We start from the raw sequence: 15,717 nt of genomic DNA, 5'->3' as shown, positions 1-15,717 counted from the left end.
GACGTAGCGGAGGCGCTGATGCCCAGTAGCCGTACCGGCCGCCGGCCGCCCGTCCAGCGGGCCGTCCGGCGGCCTCCCGCCGCACGCCCCCCGCGCGACAACCCCGTGCTGCGCCTGTACACGCGCGCCCACAAGGCCTGGGACCGGCCGCTGACCGCCTACTACCTGATCCTCGGCGGCAGTCTGCTGATCACCGTACTGGGCCTGGTGATGGTCTACTCGGCCTCCCAGATCAAGGCGCTGGAGCTGTCGCTGCCGGGGACGTTCTTCTTCCGCAAGCAGTTCCTGGCCGCCCTGATCGGTACCGTGCTGCTGGTGCTCGCCTCCCGGATGCCGGTGAAGCTGCACCGGGCGCTGGCCTACCCGATCCTGGCCGGGGCGGTCTTCCTGATGGCACTGGTGCAGGTGCCCGGGATAGGGATGGCCGTCAACGGCAACCAGAACTGGATCGCGGTCGGCGGCTCCTTCCAGATCCAGCCGAGCGAGTTCGGCAAGGTCGCCCTGGTGCTGTGGGGCGCGGACCTGCTCGCGCGCAAGCAGGACAAGCGGCTGCTGACCCAGTGGAAGCACATGCTGGTGCCGCTGGTGCCGGTCGCCTTCACGCTGCTCGGGCTGATCATGCTCGGCGGTGACATGGGGACGGCGATCATCCTGACGGCGATCCTGTTCGGCCTGCTGTGGCTGGCGGGCGCGCCGACCCGGCTGTTCGCCGGGGTACTGGCCATCGCCGGCACCATCGGGCTGATCCTCATCAAGACCAGTCCCAACCGGATGGCCCGGCTGTCCTGCATCGGCGCCACCGAGCCCAGGTCCGGCGCCGTCGACTGCTGGCAGGCCGTGCACGGCATCTACGCCCTGGCATCCGGCGGGATCTTCGGCTCGGGACTCGGCGCGAGTGTGGAAAAATGGGGCCAACTCCCCGAAGCCCACACCGACTTCATCTTCGCCGTCACCGGGGAGGAACTGGGTCTGGCGGGGACGGTGTCGGTGGTCGCCCTCTTCGCGGCTCTAGGCTATGCGGGTATCCGCGTGGCCGGTCGCACGGAGGACCCCTTCGTGAGGTATGCCGCGGGAGGCGTGACCACCTGGATCACCGCTCAGGCGGTGATCAACATCGGTGCGGTGCTCGGCCTGCTGCCGATCGCCGGCGTCCCGCTCCCGCTGTTCTCCTACGGGGGGTCCGCCCTGCTGCCGACCATGTTCGCCATCGGGTTGCTGATCGCCTTCGCGCGCGACGAGCCCGCTGCGCGGGCCGCGCTTGCGATGCGGCAACCACGCTTTGGTAGAAAGCGGGGGGCCGGGGGCTCTGCTTCCGCCAGAGAGCCCAGGAGATGGAACACGATGCGACGGCGTGCCTCGGCGGCGCGCTCGTCCGGAGAGCGGTGAATTTCGGTGCATGTCGTACTCGCCGGTGGGGGGACCGCCGGCCACATCGAGCCCGCGCTCGCCCTCGCGGACGCCCTGCGCAGGCAGGACCCGACCGTGGGCATCACGGCCCTGGGCACGGAGCGCGGCCTGGAGACCAGGCTGGTGCCCGAGCGGGGCTATGAGCTCGCGCTGATCCCGGCGGTGCCGCTGCCCCGCAAGCCCACCCCCGAGCTGATCACCGTGCCGGGCCGGCTGCGCGGCACGATCAAGGCCGCCGAGCAGATCCTGGAGCGCACCAAGGCGGACGCCGTGGTCGGCTTCGGCGGCTACGTGGCGCTGCCCGGCTACCTCGCGGCCAAGCGGCTCGGCGTGCCGATCGTCATCCACGAGGCCAACGCCCGCCCCGGCCTGGCCAACAAGATCGGCTCGCGGTACGCGGCCCGGGTCGCCGTCTCCACCCCGGACAGCAAGCTGCGGGACGCCCGCTACATCGGCATCCCGCTGCGCCGCTCCATCGCCACCCTGGACCGGGCGGCGGTGCGTCCCGAGGCCCGCGCGATGTTCGGCCTCGACCCGAACCTGCCGACGCTGCTGGTCTCCGGCGGCTCGCAGGGCGCCCGCCGGCTCAACGAGGTCGTCCAGCAGGTCGCGCCCTACCTCCAGCAGGCCGGGATCCAGATCCTGCACGCGGTCGGCCCGAAGAACGAACTGCCGCACGTCCAGCAGATGCCGGGGATGCCCCCCTACATCCCGGTAAGTTACCTGGACCGGATGGACCTCGCGTACGCCGCGGCCGACATGATGCTGTGCCGCGCGGGCGCGATGACCGTCGCCGAACTCTCCGCCGTCGGGCTCCCCGCCGCCTACGTACCGCTGCCCATCGGCAACGGCGAGCAGCGGCTCAACGCCCAGCCGGTGGTCAAGGCGGGCGGCGGACTGCTGGTCGACGACGCGGAACTGACGCCGCAGTGGGTGCAGCAGAGCGTGCTGCCCGTCCTCGCCGACCCGCACCGGTTGTACGAGATGTCCCGCGCCGCCGGTGAGTTCGGCCGCCGGGACGCCGACGAGCTGCTGGTCGGCATGGTGTACGAGGCGATCGCCGGGCGTCGTTAGGCACCTATGACGAAAGGGCAGGGGAGCGTGGCCGGACCCACCACCGCCGAGCGCGGTGCCGCAGCACAGGAGTCGTCCGGCCCGCCCCTCGTCCGGAGGCTCGGACCGCGCCGGCTTCGTAGGATCATCATCCTCGCCGTCGTGGTGCTCCTCCTCGGCAGCGGCTGTGTGTGGACGCTGTACGGGTCCCAGTGGCTGCGCGTGGAGCGGGTCTCCGTCTCCGGTACGGCCGTTCTGACCCCGGGGCAGGTGCGCGAGGCGGCCGCCGTGCCGGTCGGGTCGCCGCTGGTCTCCGTCGACACCGGCGCGATCGAGTCGCGCCTGATGCGTTCGCTGCCCCGGATCGACCAGGTCGACGTGGAGCGCTCCTGGCCGGACGGGATCGTGCTGAAGGTGACCGAGCGGACACCGGTCCTGCTGGTGCGCCGGGGCGGGGAGTTCGTGGAGGTGGACGACGAGGGCGTCCGCTTCGCCACCGTCGCCCGGGCGCCGAAGGGCGTGCCGCTGCTCGAAATCGCCACCGGCTCCGCCGAGTCGGCCACGGCGAGCCTGCGCCGCTTCGGCGAGACCTGGCTGGTGCGCGAGGCGGTCCGGGTGGCCGGTGACCTCCCGCCGGCCGTCTCCCGTGCCACCCGGACCGTCACGGTCCGCTCCTTCGACGACATCTCGCTGAAGCTGGGCGACGGCCGGACCGTGGGGTGGGGGAGCTCCGAACAGGGCGTCGCGAAGGCCCGTGCGCTCACCGCTCTCATGAAAGCCGCCCCGGATGCCGACCACTTCGACGTCAGCGTTCCCACCGCGCCCGCGTCATCAGGGAGTTGACGCACATCAGCGCAGGCCAGCACCCTGGTTGGCTAGCGACACGGCTGATCACATAGGGTGAAAAGAAAAACGGGAGGTTCGGCGTGTTCGTTGAACGGGCGCCACTTGTCGACTTAGTGTCCTGTTCAGAAGACTTCAAGGAACAGACACACTGGTAACCCTAAACTTCAGCGTTAGGGTTCGGGTCGGCGCTACGGACCGTCCCATTCGGCATCAGCCGCCGGAGCGCGAGGCACAGGGCCTCGCCGGTCCGACGGCACGTAATTCGAGGCGAGAGGCCTTCGACGTGGCAGCACCGCAGAACTACCTCGCAGTCATCAAGGTCATCGGTGTCGGCGGCGGTGGTGTCAATGCCATCAACCGGATGATCGAGGTCGGTCTCAAGGGCGTCGAGTTCATCGCCATCAACACCGACGCGCAGGCGCTGTTGATGAGCGACGCCGACGTCAAGCTCGACGTCGGCCGCGAACTCACCCGCGGACTCGGCGCAGGAGCCAACCCGGCCGTCGGCCGCAAGGCCGCCGAGGACCACCGCGAGGAGATCGAGGAGGTCCTCAAGGGGGCCGACATGGTCTTCGTGACGGCCGGTGAAGGCGGCGGCACCGGCACCGGCGGCGCGCCCGTCGTGGCCAACATCGCCCGCTCCCTGGGCGCCCTCACCATCGGCGTGGTCACCCGCCCGTTCACCTTCGAGGGACGGCGCCGCGCCAACCAGGCCGAGGACGGCATCGCCGAACTCCGCGAAGAGGTCGACACCCTCATCGTCATCCCCAACGACCGGCTGCTGTCCATCTCGGACCGCCAGGTCTCGGTCCTCGACGCCTTCAAGTCGGCCGACCAGGTCCTGCTCTCCGGCGTCCAGGGCATCACCGACCTCATCACCACCCCCGGCCTGATCAACCTCGACTTCGCCGACGTGAAGTCGGTCATGTCCGAGGCCGGTTCGGCCCTCATGGGCATCGGCTCGGCCCGCGGCGACGACCGCGCGGTGGCCGCCGCCGAGATGGCGATCTCCTCCCCGCTGCTGGAGGCCTCCATCGACGGCGCCCGGGGCGTGCTGCTCTCCATCTCGGGCGGCTCCGACCTCGGCCTGTTCGAGATCAACGAGGCCGCCCAGCTGGTCAGCGAGGCCGCCCACCCCGAGGCCAACATCATCTTCGGTGCGGTGATCGACGACGCCCTCGGCGACGAGGTCCGGGTCACCGTGATCGCGGCCGGTTTCGACGGCGGTCAGCCCCCGGCCCGCCGGGACACCGTCCTCGGATCGGCCTCCTCCTCGACGCCCCGCCGCGAGGAGCCGGCCCCGGCGCGGCAGCCCGAGTCCCGGCCGACCTTCGGCTCGCTCGGTAGCGTGACCCCCAAGGAGGAGCCGGAGCCGGCGCCCGAGCCGGTGGCCGACATCCCGGTCGCCCCGCCGGTCCCGCCGTCGCGGAACTACGCGGACAGCGCCGCCGAGGAGCTGGACGTGCCGGACTTCCTCAAGTGATAGGACAGCGCGAGAGCGTGAGCGGCGCGCACTTCGCCTTCACCGACCGGTGGGGCGGGGTGAGCGCCGCTCCGTATGAGGAGCTCAACCTCGGCGGCGCGGTCGGCGACGACCCCGCCGCCGTGCTGACCAACCGCGAACTGGGCGCGAAGTCGCTGGGCCTGGACCCGGCCCGGGTGGTCTGGATGAACCAGGTGCACGGCGCCGAGGTCGCGGTCGTCGACGGGCCCTGGGGGACCGAGGCGGACGTTCCCGCCGTCGACGCGGTCGTCACCGCCCGGCGCGGGCTCGGCCTCGCCGTCCTGACCGCCGACTGCGTACCGGTCCTGCTCGCCGACCCGGTCGCCGGGGTCGCCGCCGCGGCTCACGCGGGTCGGCCGGGCCTGGTCGCCGGGGTGGTGCCGGCCGCACTGCGGGCGATGACGGAGCTGGGGGCCGACCCCGCCCGGATCGTCGCCCGCACCGGACCGGCCGTGTGCGGCCGCTGCTACGAGGTGCCGGCGGGGATGCGCGCCGAGGTGGCCGCCGTCGAACCGGCGGCGTACGCCGAGACGAGCCGGGGCACGCCGGCGGTCGACGTCGCCGCCGGGGTGCACGCGCAGCTGGAGCGGCTGGGGGTGCGCGACCGGGAGCAGTCGCCGGTGTGCACGCTGCAGTCGGAAGATCACTTCTCGTACCGCCGTGACCGCGTCACCGGGCGGCTCGCGGGCTACGTGTGGCTGGACTGATGGAGCATGACGGACCGTAAGCAGGAAATCGCCGCGAACCTGGCGAAGGTGGAACGGCGCATCGCGGCCGCGTGCGAGGCCGCCAGCCGCCGGCGGGACGAGGTGACCCTGATCGTGGTCACCAAGACCTACCCGGCGAGCGATGTGCGCATCCTGTCGGAACTGGGCGTGCGTGATGTCGCCGAGAACCGCGACCAGGACGCCGCCCCCAAGGCCGCCGCCTGTTCGGATCTGCCCCTCACCTGGCACTTCGTGGGTCAGTTGCAGACCAACAAGGTGCGCTCGGTGGCCGGTTATGCGGATCTCGTGCAGTCCGTCGACCGTTCCCGGCTGGTGGCCGCGCTGTCCAGGGAGGCGGTACGGCGGGAGCGCGAGCTGGGCTGTCTGATCCAGGTCGCGCTCGACGCGGGGGAGGCCGAGCGGGGTGAGCGCGGTGGCGTGGCGCCCGGCGGGATCGAGGCGTTGGCCGGTCTCGTCGCCGGCTCGCCGGGGCTGCGGCTCGACGGGCTGATGACCGTCGCCCCGCTGACCGGGGAGTACGCGGGGCGGCAACAGGCGGCGTTCGAGCGGTTGATGGATTTGTCGACTCACCTGCGCCGAGCTCATCCGGCTGCGAACATGGTCTCGGCAGGGATGAGTGCGGACCTTGAGCAGGCCGTGGCGGCAGGAGCGACACATGTGCGCGTCGGCACCGCGGTACTCGGAGTCCGCCCCGGGCTCGGGTAACGTCGCCAGGAAGTCGGACCACAGCAGAAAATATGGTCATTTCCGTCGAAAGGCGGGCAGAAGGACCACGTGGATCGCGGGACTTGGCAGTCGTCAGCTGATCCACCACAGAGCGGAGGACTCAGAGCATGGCCGGCGCGATGCGCAAGATGGCGGTCTACCTCGGCCTCGTGGAGGACGATGGGTACGACGGCCGGGGGTTCGACCCCGATGACGACTTCGAGCCCGAGCTCGACCCGGAGCCCGAGCGGGACCACCGCCGACACGAGCCGTCGCATTCGTCACATGGTGCGCATCAGTCCCAAAGGGACGAAGAGGTGCGCATCGTACAGCCGTCCGTGCCGCGTGAGCCGGCCGCCAGATCGGCCCCGCTCGGTGCGGATTCCGGCCGTCCGGCGCGCATCGCGCCCGTGGCGTCCATCACACAAGAACGTCAGTCCCTGGAGAAGAACGCACCGGTGATCATGCCCAAGGTCGTGTCGGAACGAGAGCCTTACCGGATCACCACGCTTCACCCGCGGACCTACAACGAGGCCCGTACCATCGGGGAACACTTCCGCGAGGGCACCCCGGTGATCATGAATCTGACTGAGATGGACGACACAGATGCGAAGCGACTTGTCGACTTTGCGGCGGGTTTGGTGTTTGGTCTTCACGGCAGCATCGAGCGGGTGACGCAGAAGGTGTTCCTGTTGTCTCCTGCTAACGTCGATGTCACGGCGGAGGACAAGGCCCGCATCGCAGAGGGCGGGTTCTTCAACCAGAGCTGAGACGCAAGACCGGAACACAGCAGTACCGACCAGTACGAAACAGGGGAGAGGGAAGCACAAACCATGAGCGTGTTCGCGCAGGTGATCTACATCGCGCTGATGGTGTTCCTCATCGTGCTGATCTTCCGGTTGGTCATGGACTATGTCTTCCAGTTCGCCCGCTCGTGGCAACCCGGCAAGGCGATGGTGGTCGTTCTGGAGGCCACCTACACTGTCACCGATCCACCGTTGAAGCTTCTGCGGCGGTTCATCCCGCCGCTGCGTCTCGGGGGCGTGGCGCTCGACCTGTCCTTCTTCGTACTGATGATCATCGTTTACATCCTCATCTCGATCGTGGGCAACCTGGCGAGGTGAATGTGGACGATACGGGCCTGCCGACTGCCGATGACTACGTTGAGGTGAAGAGATGCCGTTGACCCCCGAGGACGTGCGGAACAAGCAGTTCACGACCGTCCGCCTCCGAGAAGGCTATGACGAGGACGAGGTCGATGCCTTCCTCGACGAGGTCGAAGCCGAACTGACCCGCCTGCTCCGCGAGAACGAGGACCTGCGCGCCAAGCTGGCCGCGGCCACGCGTGCGGCCGCGCAGAACCAGCAGAACATGCGCAAGCCCCCGGAGGGCCCCGGCGGCCCCGGTGGTCACGGTGGTCCTGGTGGTCCTGGTGGTCCCGGCCCGCAGGACCAGCAGCAGGGCATGCAGCAGCAGGGTATGCAGCAGCAGGGCATGCGTGGTCCTGGTCCCGGCGCGCCGGTCCCCGCCGGCATATCGGGCCCGCCGCAGCAGCAGATGGGCGGCCCCGGTCCCATGGGTGGCCCGCCCCAGCTGCCGAGCGGTGCCCCGCAGTTGCCCGCCGGTCCCGGCGGTCAGGGCGGTCCGCAGGGTCCCGGCCCGATGGGCCAGGGTCCTATGGGCCAGGGTCCGATGGGTCAGGGCCCGATGGGCGGTCAGCCGCCCATGCAGCAGCAGATGGGCGGTCCGATGGGTGGCCACGGCCACATGGGTGGTCCCGGTCAGGGTCCCGGCGGCGACAGCGCCGCCCGTGTCCTGTCGCTGGCCCAGCAGACCGCCGACCAGGCGATCGCCGAGGCCCGCTCCGAGGCCAACAAGATCGTCGGCGAGGCCCGTTCGCGTGCCGAGGGCCTGGAGCGGGACGCCCGCGCCAAGGCGGACGCGCTGGAGCGGGACGCGCAGGAGAAGCACCGCGTCGCGATGGGCTCCCTGGAGTCCGCCCGCGCCACGCTGGAGCGCAAGGTCGAGGACCTGCGCGGTTTCGAGCGCGAGTACCGTACGCGGCTGAAGTCCTACCTGGAGTCCCAGCTGCGCCAGCTGGAGACGCAGGCGGACGACTCACTCGCCCCGCCGCGCACCCCGGCCGCCGCCTCCCTGCCGCCGTCCCCGACGCCCTCCATGGCGCCGGCCGGTGCCGGTTCGCCGTCCTACGGCGGCAACCAGGGCATGGGCGGTCCGCCGAGCCCCGCTGCTCCGTCCTTCGGCGGCCAGCAGCAGATGTCCCCGGCGATGACCCAGCCCATGGCTCCGGTCCGCCCGCAGGGGCCGTCCCCGATGGGCCAGGCGCCCTCGCCGATGCGCGGGTTCCTCATCGACGAGGACGACAACTGACGGCCAGTAGTACGCCTTAGGCGTCGGCAGCGTTCAAAAGGGGCGGGCCCCGGATTCGATCCGGGGCCCGCCCCTTTTACGCGTGTTGACGTTCGACTTTCACGCGTGTTGACGTTCGACGCGGCGCCCTTCGCGCGTGCCGACGGCCCGGGCGGGGACGTCACACCCGGCGCAGGCGGAACGTCAGCGTCAGCCCCTCGTCGGTGAACGCGGTGCCGTAGGTGCCGTCCGCCTCGCCCTGGGCGAAGTCCGTCGACAGCACCTCGTCGGCGATCAGCCCGCGGTGCTCGCTCAGCGCGGCGACGGTGGCCGGGTCGGTGGCCGTCCACCGCAGCGCGATCCGGTCGGCCACGTCCAGCCCGCTGTTCTTGCGCGCCTCCTGGATCAACCGGATCGCGTCCCGGGCGAGCCCCGCCCTCCGCAGCTCCTCCGTGATCTCCAGGTCGAGCGCGACGGTCGCACCCGCGTCGGACGCCACCGACCAGCCCTCACGCGGAGTCTCCGTGATGATCACCTCGTCCGGTGCCAGCGTGATCACCTCACCGTCGACCTCCACCGAGGCGGTGCCCTCGCGCAGCCCCAGCGACAGCGCCGCCGCGTCCGCGCCGGCGATGGCCCTGGCCACGTCCTGGACCCGCTTGCCGAACCGCTTGCCCAGCGCCCGGAAGTTGGCCTTCGCGGTGGTGTCGACCAGCGAGCCGCCGACCTCGCTGAGCGACGCCAGCGACTCGACGTTCAGCTCCTCCGTGATCTGCGCGTGCAACTCGGGCGAGAGCGACTCGAAGCCGCTCGCCGCCACCAGCGCCCGCTTCAGCGGCTGCCGCGTCTTCACCCCCGACTCCGCGCGCGTGGCGCGGCCCAGCTCCACCAGGCGGCGCACCAGGACCATCTGCCGGGACAGCTCCGGGTCGATGGCGGACAGGTCCGCCTCCGGCCAGGACGAGAGGTGGACCGACTCCGGGGCGCCCGGGGTGACCGGGACCACCAGGTCCTGCCAGACCCGCTCGGTGATGAACGGGGTCAGCGGCGCCATCAGCTGGGTGACCGTCTCCACGACCTCGTGCAGCGTGCGCAGCGCCGCCTTGTCGCCCTGCCAGAACCGGCGGCGCGAGCGGCGCACGTACCAGTTCGACAGGTCGTCGACGAACGCCGACAGCAGCTTTCCGGCGCGCTGGGTGTCGTACGCCTCCAGCGCCTGGGTGACCTGGTCGGTCAGCGCGTGCAGTTCGCTCAGCAGCCAGCGGTCCAGCAGCGGCCGGTCGGCCGGGGCCGGGTCGGCCGCGCCGGGCGCCCAGTTCGACGTACGGGCGTACAGCGCCTGGAAGGCGACCGTGTTCCAGTACGTCAGGAGGGTCTTGCGGACGACCTCCTGGATGGTGCCGTGGCCGACGCGGCGGGCCGCCCACGGGGAGCCGCCGGCCGCCATGAACCAGCGGACCGCGTCGGCGCCGTGCTGGTCCATCAGCGGGATGGGCTGCAGGATGTTGCCGAGGTGCTTGGACATCTTGCGGCCGTCCTCGGCGAGGATGTGGCCGAGGCACACGACGTTCTCGTAGGAGGACTTGTCGAAGACGAGCGTGCCGACGGCCATCAGCGTGTAGAACCAGCCGCGGGTCTGGTCGATGGCCTCGGAGATGAACTGTGCCGGGTAGCGGCTCTCGAACAGCTCCTTGTTCTTGTACGGGTAGCCCCACTGCGCGAACGGCATCGAACCGGAGTCGTACCAGGCGTCGATGACCTCCGGCACGCGGGTGGCGGCCTTGCCGCAGCCCTCGTGCGGGCAGGCGAAGGTGACCGCGTCGATGTACGGCCGGTGCGGGTCCAGCTGCGACTGGTCGGTGCCGGACAGCTCGGTCAGCTCCGCGCGGGAGCCGACACAGGTGAGGTGGTCGTCCTCGCAGCGCCAGACCGGCAGCGGCGTGCCCCAGTAGCGGCTGCGGGAGAGCGCCCAGTCGATGTTGTTGTTCAGCCAGTCGCCGAACCGGCCGTGCTTCACCGAGTCCGGGAACCAGTTGGTCTTCTCGTTCTCCTGCAGCAGGCGGTCCTTGACGGCCGTGGTGCGGATGTACCAGGACGGCTGCGCGTAGTAGAGGAGCGCGGTGTGACAGCGCCAGCAGTGCGGGTAGCTGTGCTCGTACGGCAGGTGCTTGAAGAGGAGGCCGCGCTGCTGAAGGTCCTCGGTGAGCTTCTCGTCCGCCTTCTTGAAGAAGACACCGCCGACGAGCGGGACGTCCTCGGCGAACGTGCCGTCCGGGCGCACCGGGTTGACCACCGGGAGGCCGTACGCGCGGCAGACCTTGAGGTCGTCCTCACCGAAGGCCGGGGACTGATGGACCAGACCGGTGCCGTCCTCGGTGGTGACGTACTCGGCGTTGACGACGAAGTGCGCGGCCTCCGGGAACTCGACCAGCTCGAACGGACGTTGGTACGTCCAGCGCTCCATCTCGGCGCCGGTGAAGGTCTGGCCGGTGGGCTCCCAGCCCTCGCCGAGCGCCTTGGCGAGCAGCGGCTCGGCGACGACGAGCCTCTCCTCGCCGTCGGTGGCGACCACGTAGGTCACGTCGGGGTGCGCGGCGACCGCCGTGTTGGACACCAGGGTCCAGGGGGTCGTCGTCCAGACGAGGAGGGCGGCCTGGCCGGCGAGCGGACCGGAGGTGAGCGGGAAACGGACGTAGACGGACGGGTCGACGACCGTCTCGTAGCCCTGGGCCAGCTCGTGGTCGGACAGGCCGGTGCCGCACCGCGGGCACCAGGGGGCGACGCGGTGGTCCTGGACCAGCAGCCCCTTGTTGAAGATCTCCTTGAGCGACCACCACACGGACTCCACGTACTCGGGGTCCATGGTCCGGTAGGCGTCGTCGAGGTCGACCCAGTAGCCCATGCGCGTCGTCAGCTCGGCGAACGCGTCGGTGTGCCGGGTCACCGACTCGCGGCACTTGTCGTTGAACGCGGCGATGCCGTACGCCTCGATGTCCTGCTTGCCGGAGAAGCCCAGCTCCTTCTCCACCGCCAGCTCCACCGGGAGCCCGTGGCAGTCCCAGCCGGCCTTGCGGGCGACGTGGTAGCCGCGCATGGTGCGGAAGCGGGGGAAGACGTCCTTGAAGACGCGCGCCTCGATGTGGTGGGCGCCCGGCATGCCGTTCGCGGTGGGCGGACCCTCGTAGAACACCCACTCGGGGCGGCCCTCGGACTGCTCCAGGCTCTTGGCGAAGATCTTCTGCTCGCGCCAGAAGTCGAGCACGGCGTGCTCGAGGGCGGGCAGGTCGACCTGGGCGGGCACCTGGCGGTACTGCGGCGTTGTCATCGTCGAGCTTCCTCCGGCGGACTTGCTGCCTTCCGTCCGGAGGGACGAGAGCTGATCTCTGGACGCCGGTCTCGGCGCGCTCCCGCGGTACCACCCTCCTTGGCCCGCCGGCACGGGGTGTGCGCCGGTGAGCCCCCTCATTGGGGTCGCGATGCCGGTTCTACTGGCCGTGGCCGACCGACCACGGTGTTCTTCCGGCGGCTCCGGGGTGATCTTCACGACGCGCTCGCCCCCGGGCTTCCACCGTCCCCGGGTCGCTGTGGGCTGCGTACGCCGCTACTCGTCCCCATCCATGCTTCTCGCTGCGCCCAGTGTACGGCGCGTGCGGGAGCCGGGCCGACCGGTTTTCCGCTGCGGCGGGTGACTCGAACGGGGCGGCGCCGTTCTCCGGGTTCCGGGAGGGACGGGAGGTGCCCGACGGGTCGGATTACCCGGCGGGGAGCTGGGCACAACGGATGCAGGCTCGCTGCGGGGCCGGGGCGAGTCGGGCGAATCGGGCGGTGCGCCCCGTTGCCGCGGGACTCAAGTCGATTTATCGTCCCAGCACGATTTGCGCGCAAGATCACAATATGTGGAAGGGCCGCGGCCATGGTGGCGAAGAAGACCCCCGTGAAGAGGGAACGGGCGGGTGCGAGCGCTGCGGCATCGGCCGGGAAGAAGGCGGCGGTGGAGAAGGCGGCGGTGGAGGAGGCGGCGGTGGAGGAGACGGCAGCGAAGAAGACCACCGTGAAGAGGACCGCGGCGAAGAGGACCGCGGCGAAGGGAACCGCGGCGAAGGCGACCGGGACCGCTGCCGGGAAGGCGCCCGCCAGGGCGGCGACCGCCGGGAGGCCGGGTGCCGGGAAGGCGGATGCCAAGGCGGTGACGGGGGGAGCTGCGGCCGGTGGGAAGGCGGCCGCCAAGGGTCGGAAAGAGCCGGTGAAGAAGACCTCCGCCGGCCGGGCCCCGGCCGGCGGGACCTCGGCCCCGAAGACGTCGGCGAGGAACAAGGCGGCTGACGAGGCGGCGACCGGGGCGACGGCCGCCGGGAAGAGCACGGCCAAGAAGGCGGGTGCGGCCTCGGCCGCGGAGCAGACGGGAGCCACGACAGTGGTTGCGAAGAAGACTCCAGGCACGGCCACGGCGGCGAAGACGGCCGTCCCCAAGGCGCGGCTCGCCGCGGTGGAACCCGGCGACCTCGCGGTGCGCCCGGGTGAGGACCCCTGGACGCCCGAGGAGGTCGAGGAGGCCCGTACGGAGCTGATGGCCGAGGAGGAGCGGCTGCGCGCGGAGATCCACGACTCGGAGGAGTCCCTGGCGGGCCTGATGCGCGACTCCGGGGACGGTGCGGGCGACGACCAGGCCGACACCGGCACCAAGAACATCACCCGCGAGCAGCAGCTGGCCCTCGCCGCCAACGCGCGCGAGATGCTGTTCCAGACCGAGCGCGCGATGGAACGCCTCGACGCGGGTACCTACGGTCTGTGCGAGAACTGCGGCAACCCCATCGGCAAGGCCCGCATGCAGGCGTTCCCCCGTGCCACCCTGTGCGTGGAGTGCAAGCAGAAGCAGGAACGCCGGTACTGATCCGCCGCCGCGGCGTGTCGTACCCTCGTCCTCAGTCAGGAACCTAGGTTGAGGGACTCACGTGGCAGAGGCGGAGCGCATCATCGGTACGCCGGGCATCCCGGACGCGGCGCGGACCGAGCAGGAGCAGCCCGGCGAGTCCGGCGAGCCCGGCGCCGGCCCGGCGCCGGAGGCCGAGCCCGGCGCGGCCCCGTCCGAGGCCGGGGCCGGGACGGCGGCCGACCGGTCCGACGCGTCCGGTCAGCGGCCGCGCGGCCGGCGCCGGGTGGCCGTACTGCTGGCGGTCGCCGCGTTCGCCTACCTCCTCGACCTGGTGAGCAAGCTGCTCGTGGTGGCCAAGCTGGAGCACCACGAGCCGATCGAGATCGTCGGCGACTGGCTGAAGCTGGAGGCGATCCGCAACGCGGGCGCCGCCTTCGGCTTCGGCGAGGCCTTCACCGTGATCTTCACCGCGATCGCGGCGGCGGTGATCGTGGTGATCGTCCGGCTCGCCCGCAAGCTGTACAGCCTGTCCTGGGCGATCGCCCTCGGACTGCTGCTCGGCGGCGCGCTGGGCAACCTGACCGACCGGATCTTCCGGGCGCCCGGCGTCTTCGAGGGCGCGGTGGTGGACTTCATCGCGCCCAAGCACTTCGCCGTCTTCAACCTCGCCGACTCGGCGATCGTCTGCGGCGGCATCCTGATCGTGCTGCTGTCCTTCAAGGGGCTCGATCCCGACGGGACCGTCCACAAGGACTGAGCGCCCGGGCTGAGCGGGTGTTCGGGACCGTCTCACCCGTCCGGCATACTCGACGGGTGAGCACGATTCCCGAGATCCGTACCCTGCCCGTGCCGGACGGCCTGGAGGGCGAGCGCGTCGACGCCGCCATCTCCCGCATGTTCGGCTTCTCCCGGACCAAGGCGGCCGAGCTGGCCGCGGCGGGGAAGGTCACGGTGGACGGGTCGACGGTCGGCAAGTCCGAGCGGGTGCGCGGCGGGGCCTGGCTGGAGGTCGAGATGCCGCAGGCGCCCGCGCCGGTGCAGGTGGTCGCCGAGCCGGTCGAGGGCATGGAGATCGTGCACGACGACGATGACGTGGTCGTGATCGTCAAGCCGGTCGGGGTGGCCGCGCACCCCTCGCCCGGCTGGACCGGGCCGACCGTGATCGGCGGGCTGGCCGCCGCCGGCTACCGCATCTCCACCTCCGGTGCGGCCGAGCGGCAGGGCATCGTGCACCGCCTCGACGTCGGCACGTCCGGCCTGATGGTGGTCGCCAAGTCGGAGTACGCGTACACGTCGCTGAAGCGCCAGTTCAAGGAGCGCACGGTCGACAAGCGCTACCACACGCTGGTCCAGGGCCACCCGGACCCGACGAGCGGCACCATCGACGCGCCCATCGGCCGCCACCCGAACCACGACTACAAGTGGGCGGTCACCGCCGACGGCAAGCCGTCCGTCACCCATTACGACCTCATCGAGGCGTTCCGCGCCGCCTCCCTGCTCGACGTGAAGCTGGAGACCGGGCGCACCCACCAGATCCGGGTCCACATGGCCGCCCACCGCCACCCGTGCGTGGGCGACCTGACGTACGGCGCCGACCCCACGCTCGCCAAGCGGCTGAAGCTGACCCGCCAGTGGCTGCACGCCGTCCGGCTGGGCTTCGAGCACCCCGGCGACGGGCAGTGGGCGGAGTTCTCCTGCGACTACCCGGACGACCTGCAGCAGGCCCTGGACCAGGTCCGCGAGGAGACCTACGGATGACCCGGCCGGCCTACTCCGTGCGGGTCGCCGAGGATCCCGCCGACCGCGAGGCCTGCTTCGCGGTGCGCAAGGAGGTCTTCGTCGGCGAGCAGGGTGTTCCCAAGGACATCGAGTACGACGCCTGCGACGCCGGTGCGCTGCACGTGCTGGCCGTCCGCGAGGACGGGGTGCCGCTGGGCACCGGGCGGCTGCTGTACGGGGCGGCGGCGCTCGACCGGGTCGGCGGCGACCCGTCGGTGGGGTCCCTGGGGCGGCTGGCCGTCACGCGCGAGGCGCGGGGGCTCGGGGTCGGGGCCGCGCTGGTGCGGGCCATCGAGGCGGCGGCGCGGGAGCGCGGGCTGACGGCGGTCGACCTGCACGCGCAGACGCACGCGCTGGGCTTCTACGAGCGGCTGGGGTACGTGGCCTACGGGCCGGAGTACCCGGAGGCCGGGATCGCGCACCGGGCGATGCGCCGGGCCCTGGGGTGAGCG

14 protein-coding genes are annotated in these 15,717 nt (G+C 71.2%); 13 read left to right on the top strand and 1 reads right to left on the bottom strand.

Translation table 11 applies throughout. From position 1 onward, the window contains the following. Positions 1 to 18: 18 nt before the first annotated feature. The 9 genes from ftsW to AC3ET3_RS11220 all read left to right on the top strand — a co-directional run bounded on the left by ftsW (position 19) and on the right by AC3ET3_RS11220 (position 8,634). On the top strand, positions 19 to 1,386 hold the full coding sequence (gene ftsW, locus AC3ET3_RS11260; protein ID WP_432135940.1) for a putative lipid II flippase FtsW: 1,368 nt from the start codon (positions 19 to 21) through the stop codon (positions 1,384 to 1,386). Between the two features lie 6 nt (positions 1,387 to 1,392). Next, complete coding sequence (gene murG / locus AC3ET3_RS11255; protein ID WP_432135941.1) at positions 1,393 to 2,481, top strand: undecaprenyldiphospho-muramoylpentapeptide beta-N-acetylglucosaminyltransferase; 1,089 nt, start codon at positions 1,393 to 1,395, stop codon at positions 2,479 to 2,481. 27 nt (positions 2,482 to 2,508) lie between these two features. After that, positions 2,509 to 3,303 carry a cell division protein FtsQ/DivIB gene (locus AC3ET3_RS11250; protein ID WP_435612044.1) on the top strand — a complete coding sequence of 265 codons (795 nt, stop codon included), beginning with the start codon at positions 2,509 to 2,511 and terminating at the stop codon, positions 3,301 to 3,303. 286 nt (positions 3,304 to 3,589) lie between these two features. Beyond that, complete coding sequence (ftsZ, locus tag AC3ET3_RS11245; protein WP_432135943.1) at positions 3,590 to 4,789, top strand: cell division protein FtsZ; 1,200 nt, start codon at positions 3,590 to 3,592, stop codon at positions 4,787 to 4,789. Next, positions 4,786 to 5,517 carry a peptidoglycan editing factor PgeF gene (gene pgeF / locus AC3ET3_RS11240; RefSeq protein ID WP_432135944.1) on the top strand — a complete coding sequence of 244 codons (732 nt, stop codon included), beginning with the start codon at positions 4,786 to 4,788 and terminating at the stop codon, positions 5,515 to 5,517. The genes ftsZ and pgeF overlap by 4 nt, the downstream gene beginning before the upstream one ends. 6 nt (positions 5,518 to 5,523) lie before the next feature. Further along, positions 5,524 to 6,243, top strand: a complete 720-nt coding sequence (locus AC3ET3_RS11235) for a YggS family pyridoxal phosphate-dependent enzyme (RefSeq protein ID WP_435612043.1) — start codon at positions 5,524 to 5,526, stop codon at positions 6,241 to 6,243. Between the two features lie 128 nt (positions 6,244 to 6,371). Beyond that, complete coding sequence (locus tag AC3ET3_RS11230; RefSeq protein ID WP_432135946.1) at positions 6,372 to 7,013, top strand: cell division protein SepF; 642 nt, start codon at positions 6,372 to 6,374, stop codon at positions 7,011 to 7,013. Positions 7,014 to 7,076: 63 nt separating this feature from the next. After that, a complete protein-coding gene (locus AC3ET3_RS11225) occupies positions 7,077 to 7,367 on the top strand; it encodes a YggT family protein (protein ID WP_004932337.1) in 291 nt (96 codons plus the stop codon). Between the two features lie 52 nt (positions 7,368 to 7,419). Next, entirely contained in the window at positions 7,420 to 8,634 is a 1,215-nt protein-coding gene (locus tag AC3ET3_RS11220) for a DivIVA domain-containing protein (RefSeq protein ID WP_435612042.1), read from the top strand. A 160-nt stretch (positions 8,635 to 8,794) separates the two neighbouring features. Here AC3ET3_RS11220 and ileS read toward each other — a convergent pair whose 3' ends face one another. Next, positions 8,795 to 11,938, bottom strand: coding sequence for an isoleucine--tRNA ligase (gene ileS, locus AC3ET3_RS11215; RefSeq protein ID WP_432135948.1), 3,144 nt, complete (start codon positions 11,936 to 11,938; stop codon positions 8,795 to 8,797). 609 nt (positions 11,939 to 12,547) lie between these two features. Here ileS and AC3ET3_RS11210 point away from each other — a divergent pair. The 4 genes from AC3ET3_RS11210 to AC3ET3_RS11195 all read left to right on the top strand — a co-directional run bounded on the left by AC3ET3_RS11210 (position 12,548) and on the right by AC3ET3_RS11195 (position 15,714). Then, positions 12,548 to 13,504 carry a TraR/DksA family transcriptional regulator gene (locus tag AC3ET3_RS11210; protein ID WP_488191825.1) on the top strand — a complete coding sequence of 319 codons (957 nt, stop codon included), beginning with the start codon at positions 12,548 to 12,550 and terminating at the stop codon, positions 13,502 to 13,504. A 61-nt stretch (positions 13,505 to 13,565) separates the two neighbouring features. Then, a complete protein-coding gene (gene lspA / locus AC3ET3_RS11205) occupies positions 13,566 to 14,243 on the top strand; it encodes a signal peptidase II (RefSeq protein ID WP_432135950.1) in 678 nt (225 codons plus the stop codon). A 56-nt stretch (positions 14,244 to 14,299) separates the two neighbouring features. Beyond that, positions 14,300 to 15,244 carry an RluA family pseudouridine synthase gene (locus tag AC3ET3_RS11200; RefSeq protein ID WP_432135951.1) on the top strand — a complete coding sequence of 315 codons (945 nt, stop codon included), beginning with the start codon at positions 14,300 to 14,302 and terminating at the stop codon, positions 15,242 to 15,244. Further along, positions 15,241 to 15,714 carry a GNAT family N-acetyltransferase gene (locus tag AC3ET3_RS11195; RefSeq protein ID WP_432135952.1) on the top strand — a complete coding sequence of 158 codons (474 nt, stop codon included), beginning with the start codon at positions 15,241 to 15,243 and terminating at the stop codon, positions 15,712 to 15,714. Before AC3ET3_RS11200 ends, AC3ET3_RS11195 begins: the two co-directional genes overlap by 4 nt. Positions 15,715 to 15,717: the final 3 nt, after the last annotated feature.

It is taken from the genome of Streptomyces sp. bgisy159 (genome assembly GCF_057707805.1).
The sequence above is the reverse complement of the archived record's forward strand: the minus strand, read 5'-3'. Positions and strand labels throughout refer to the sequence as shown.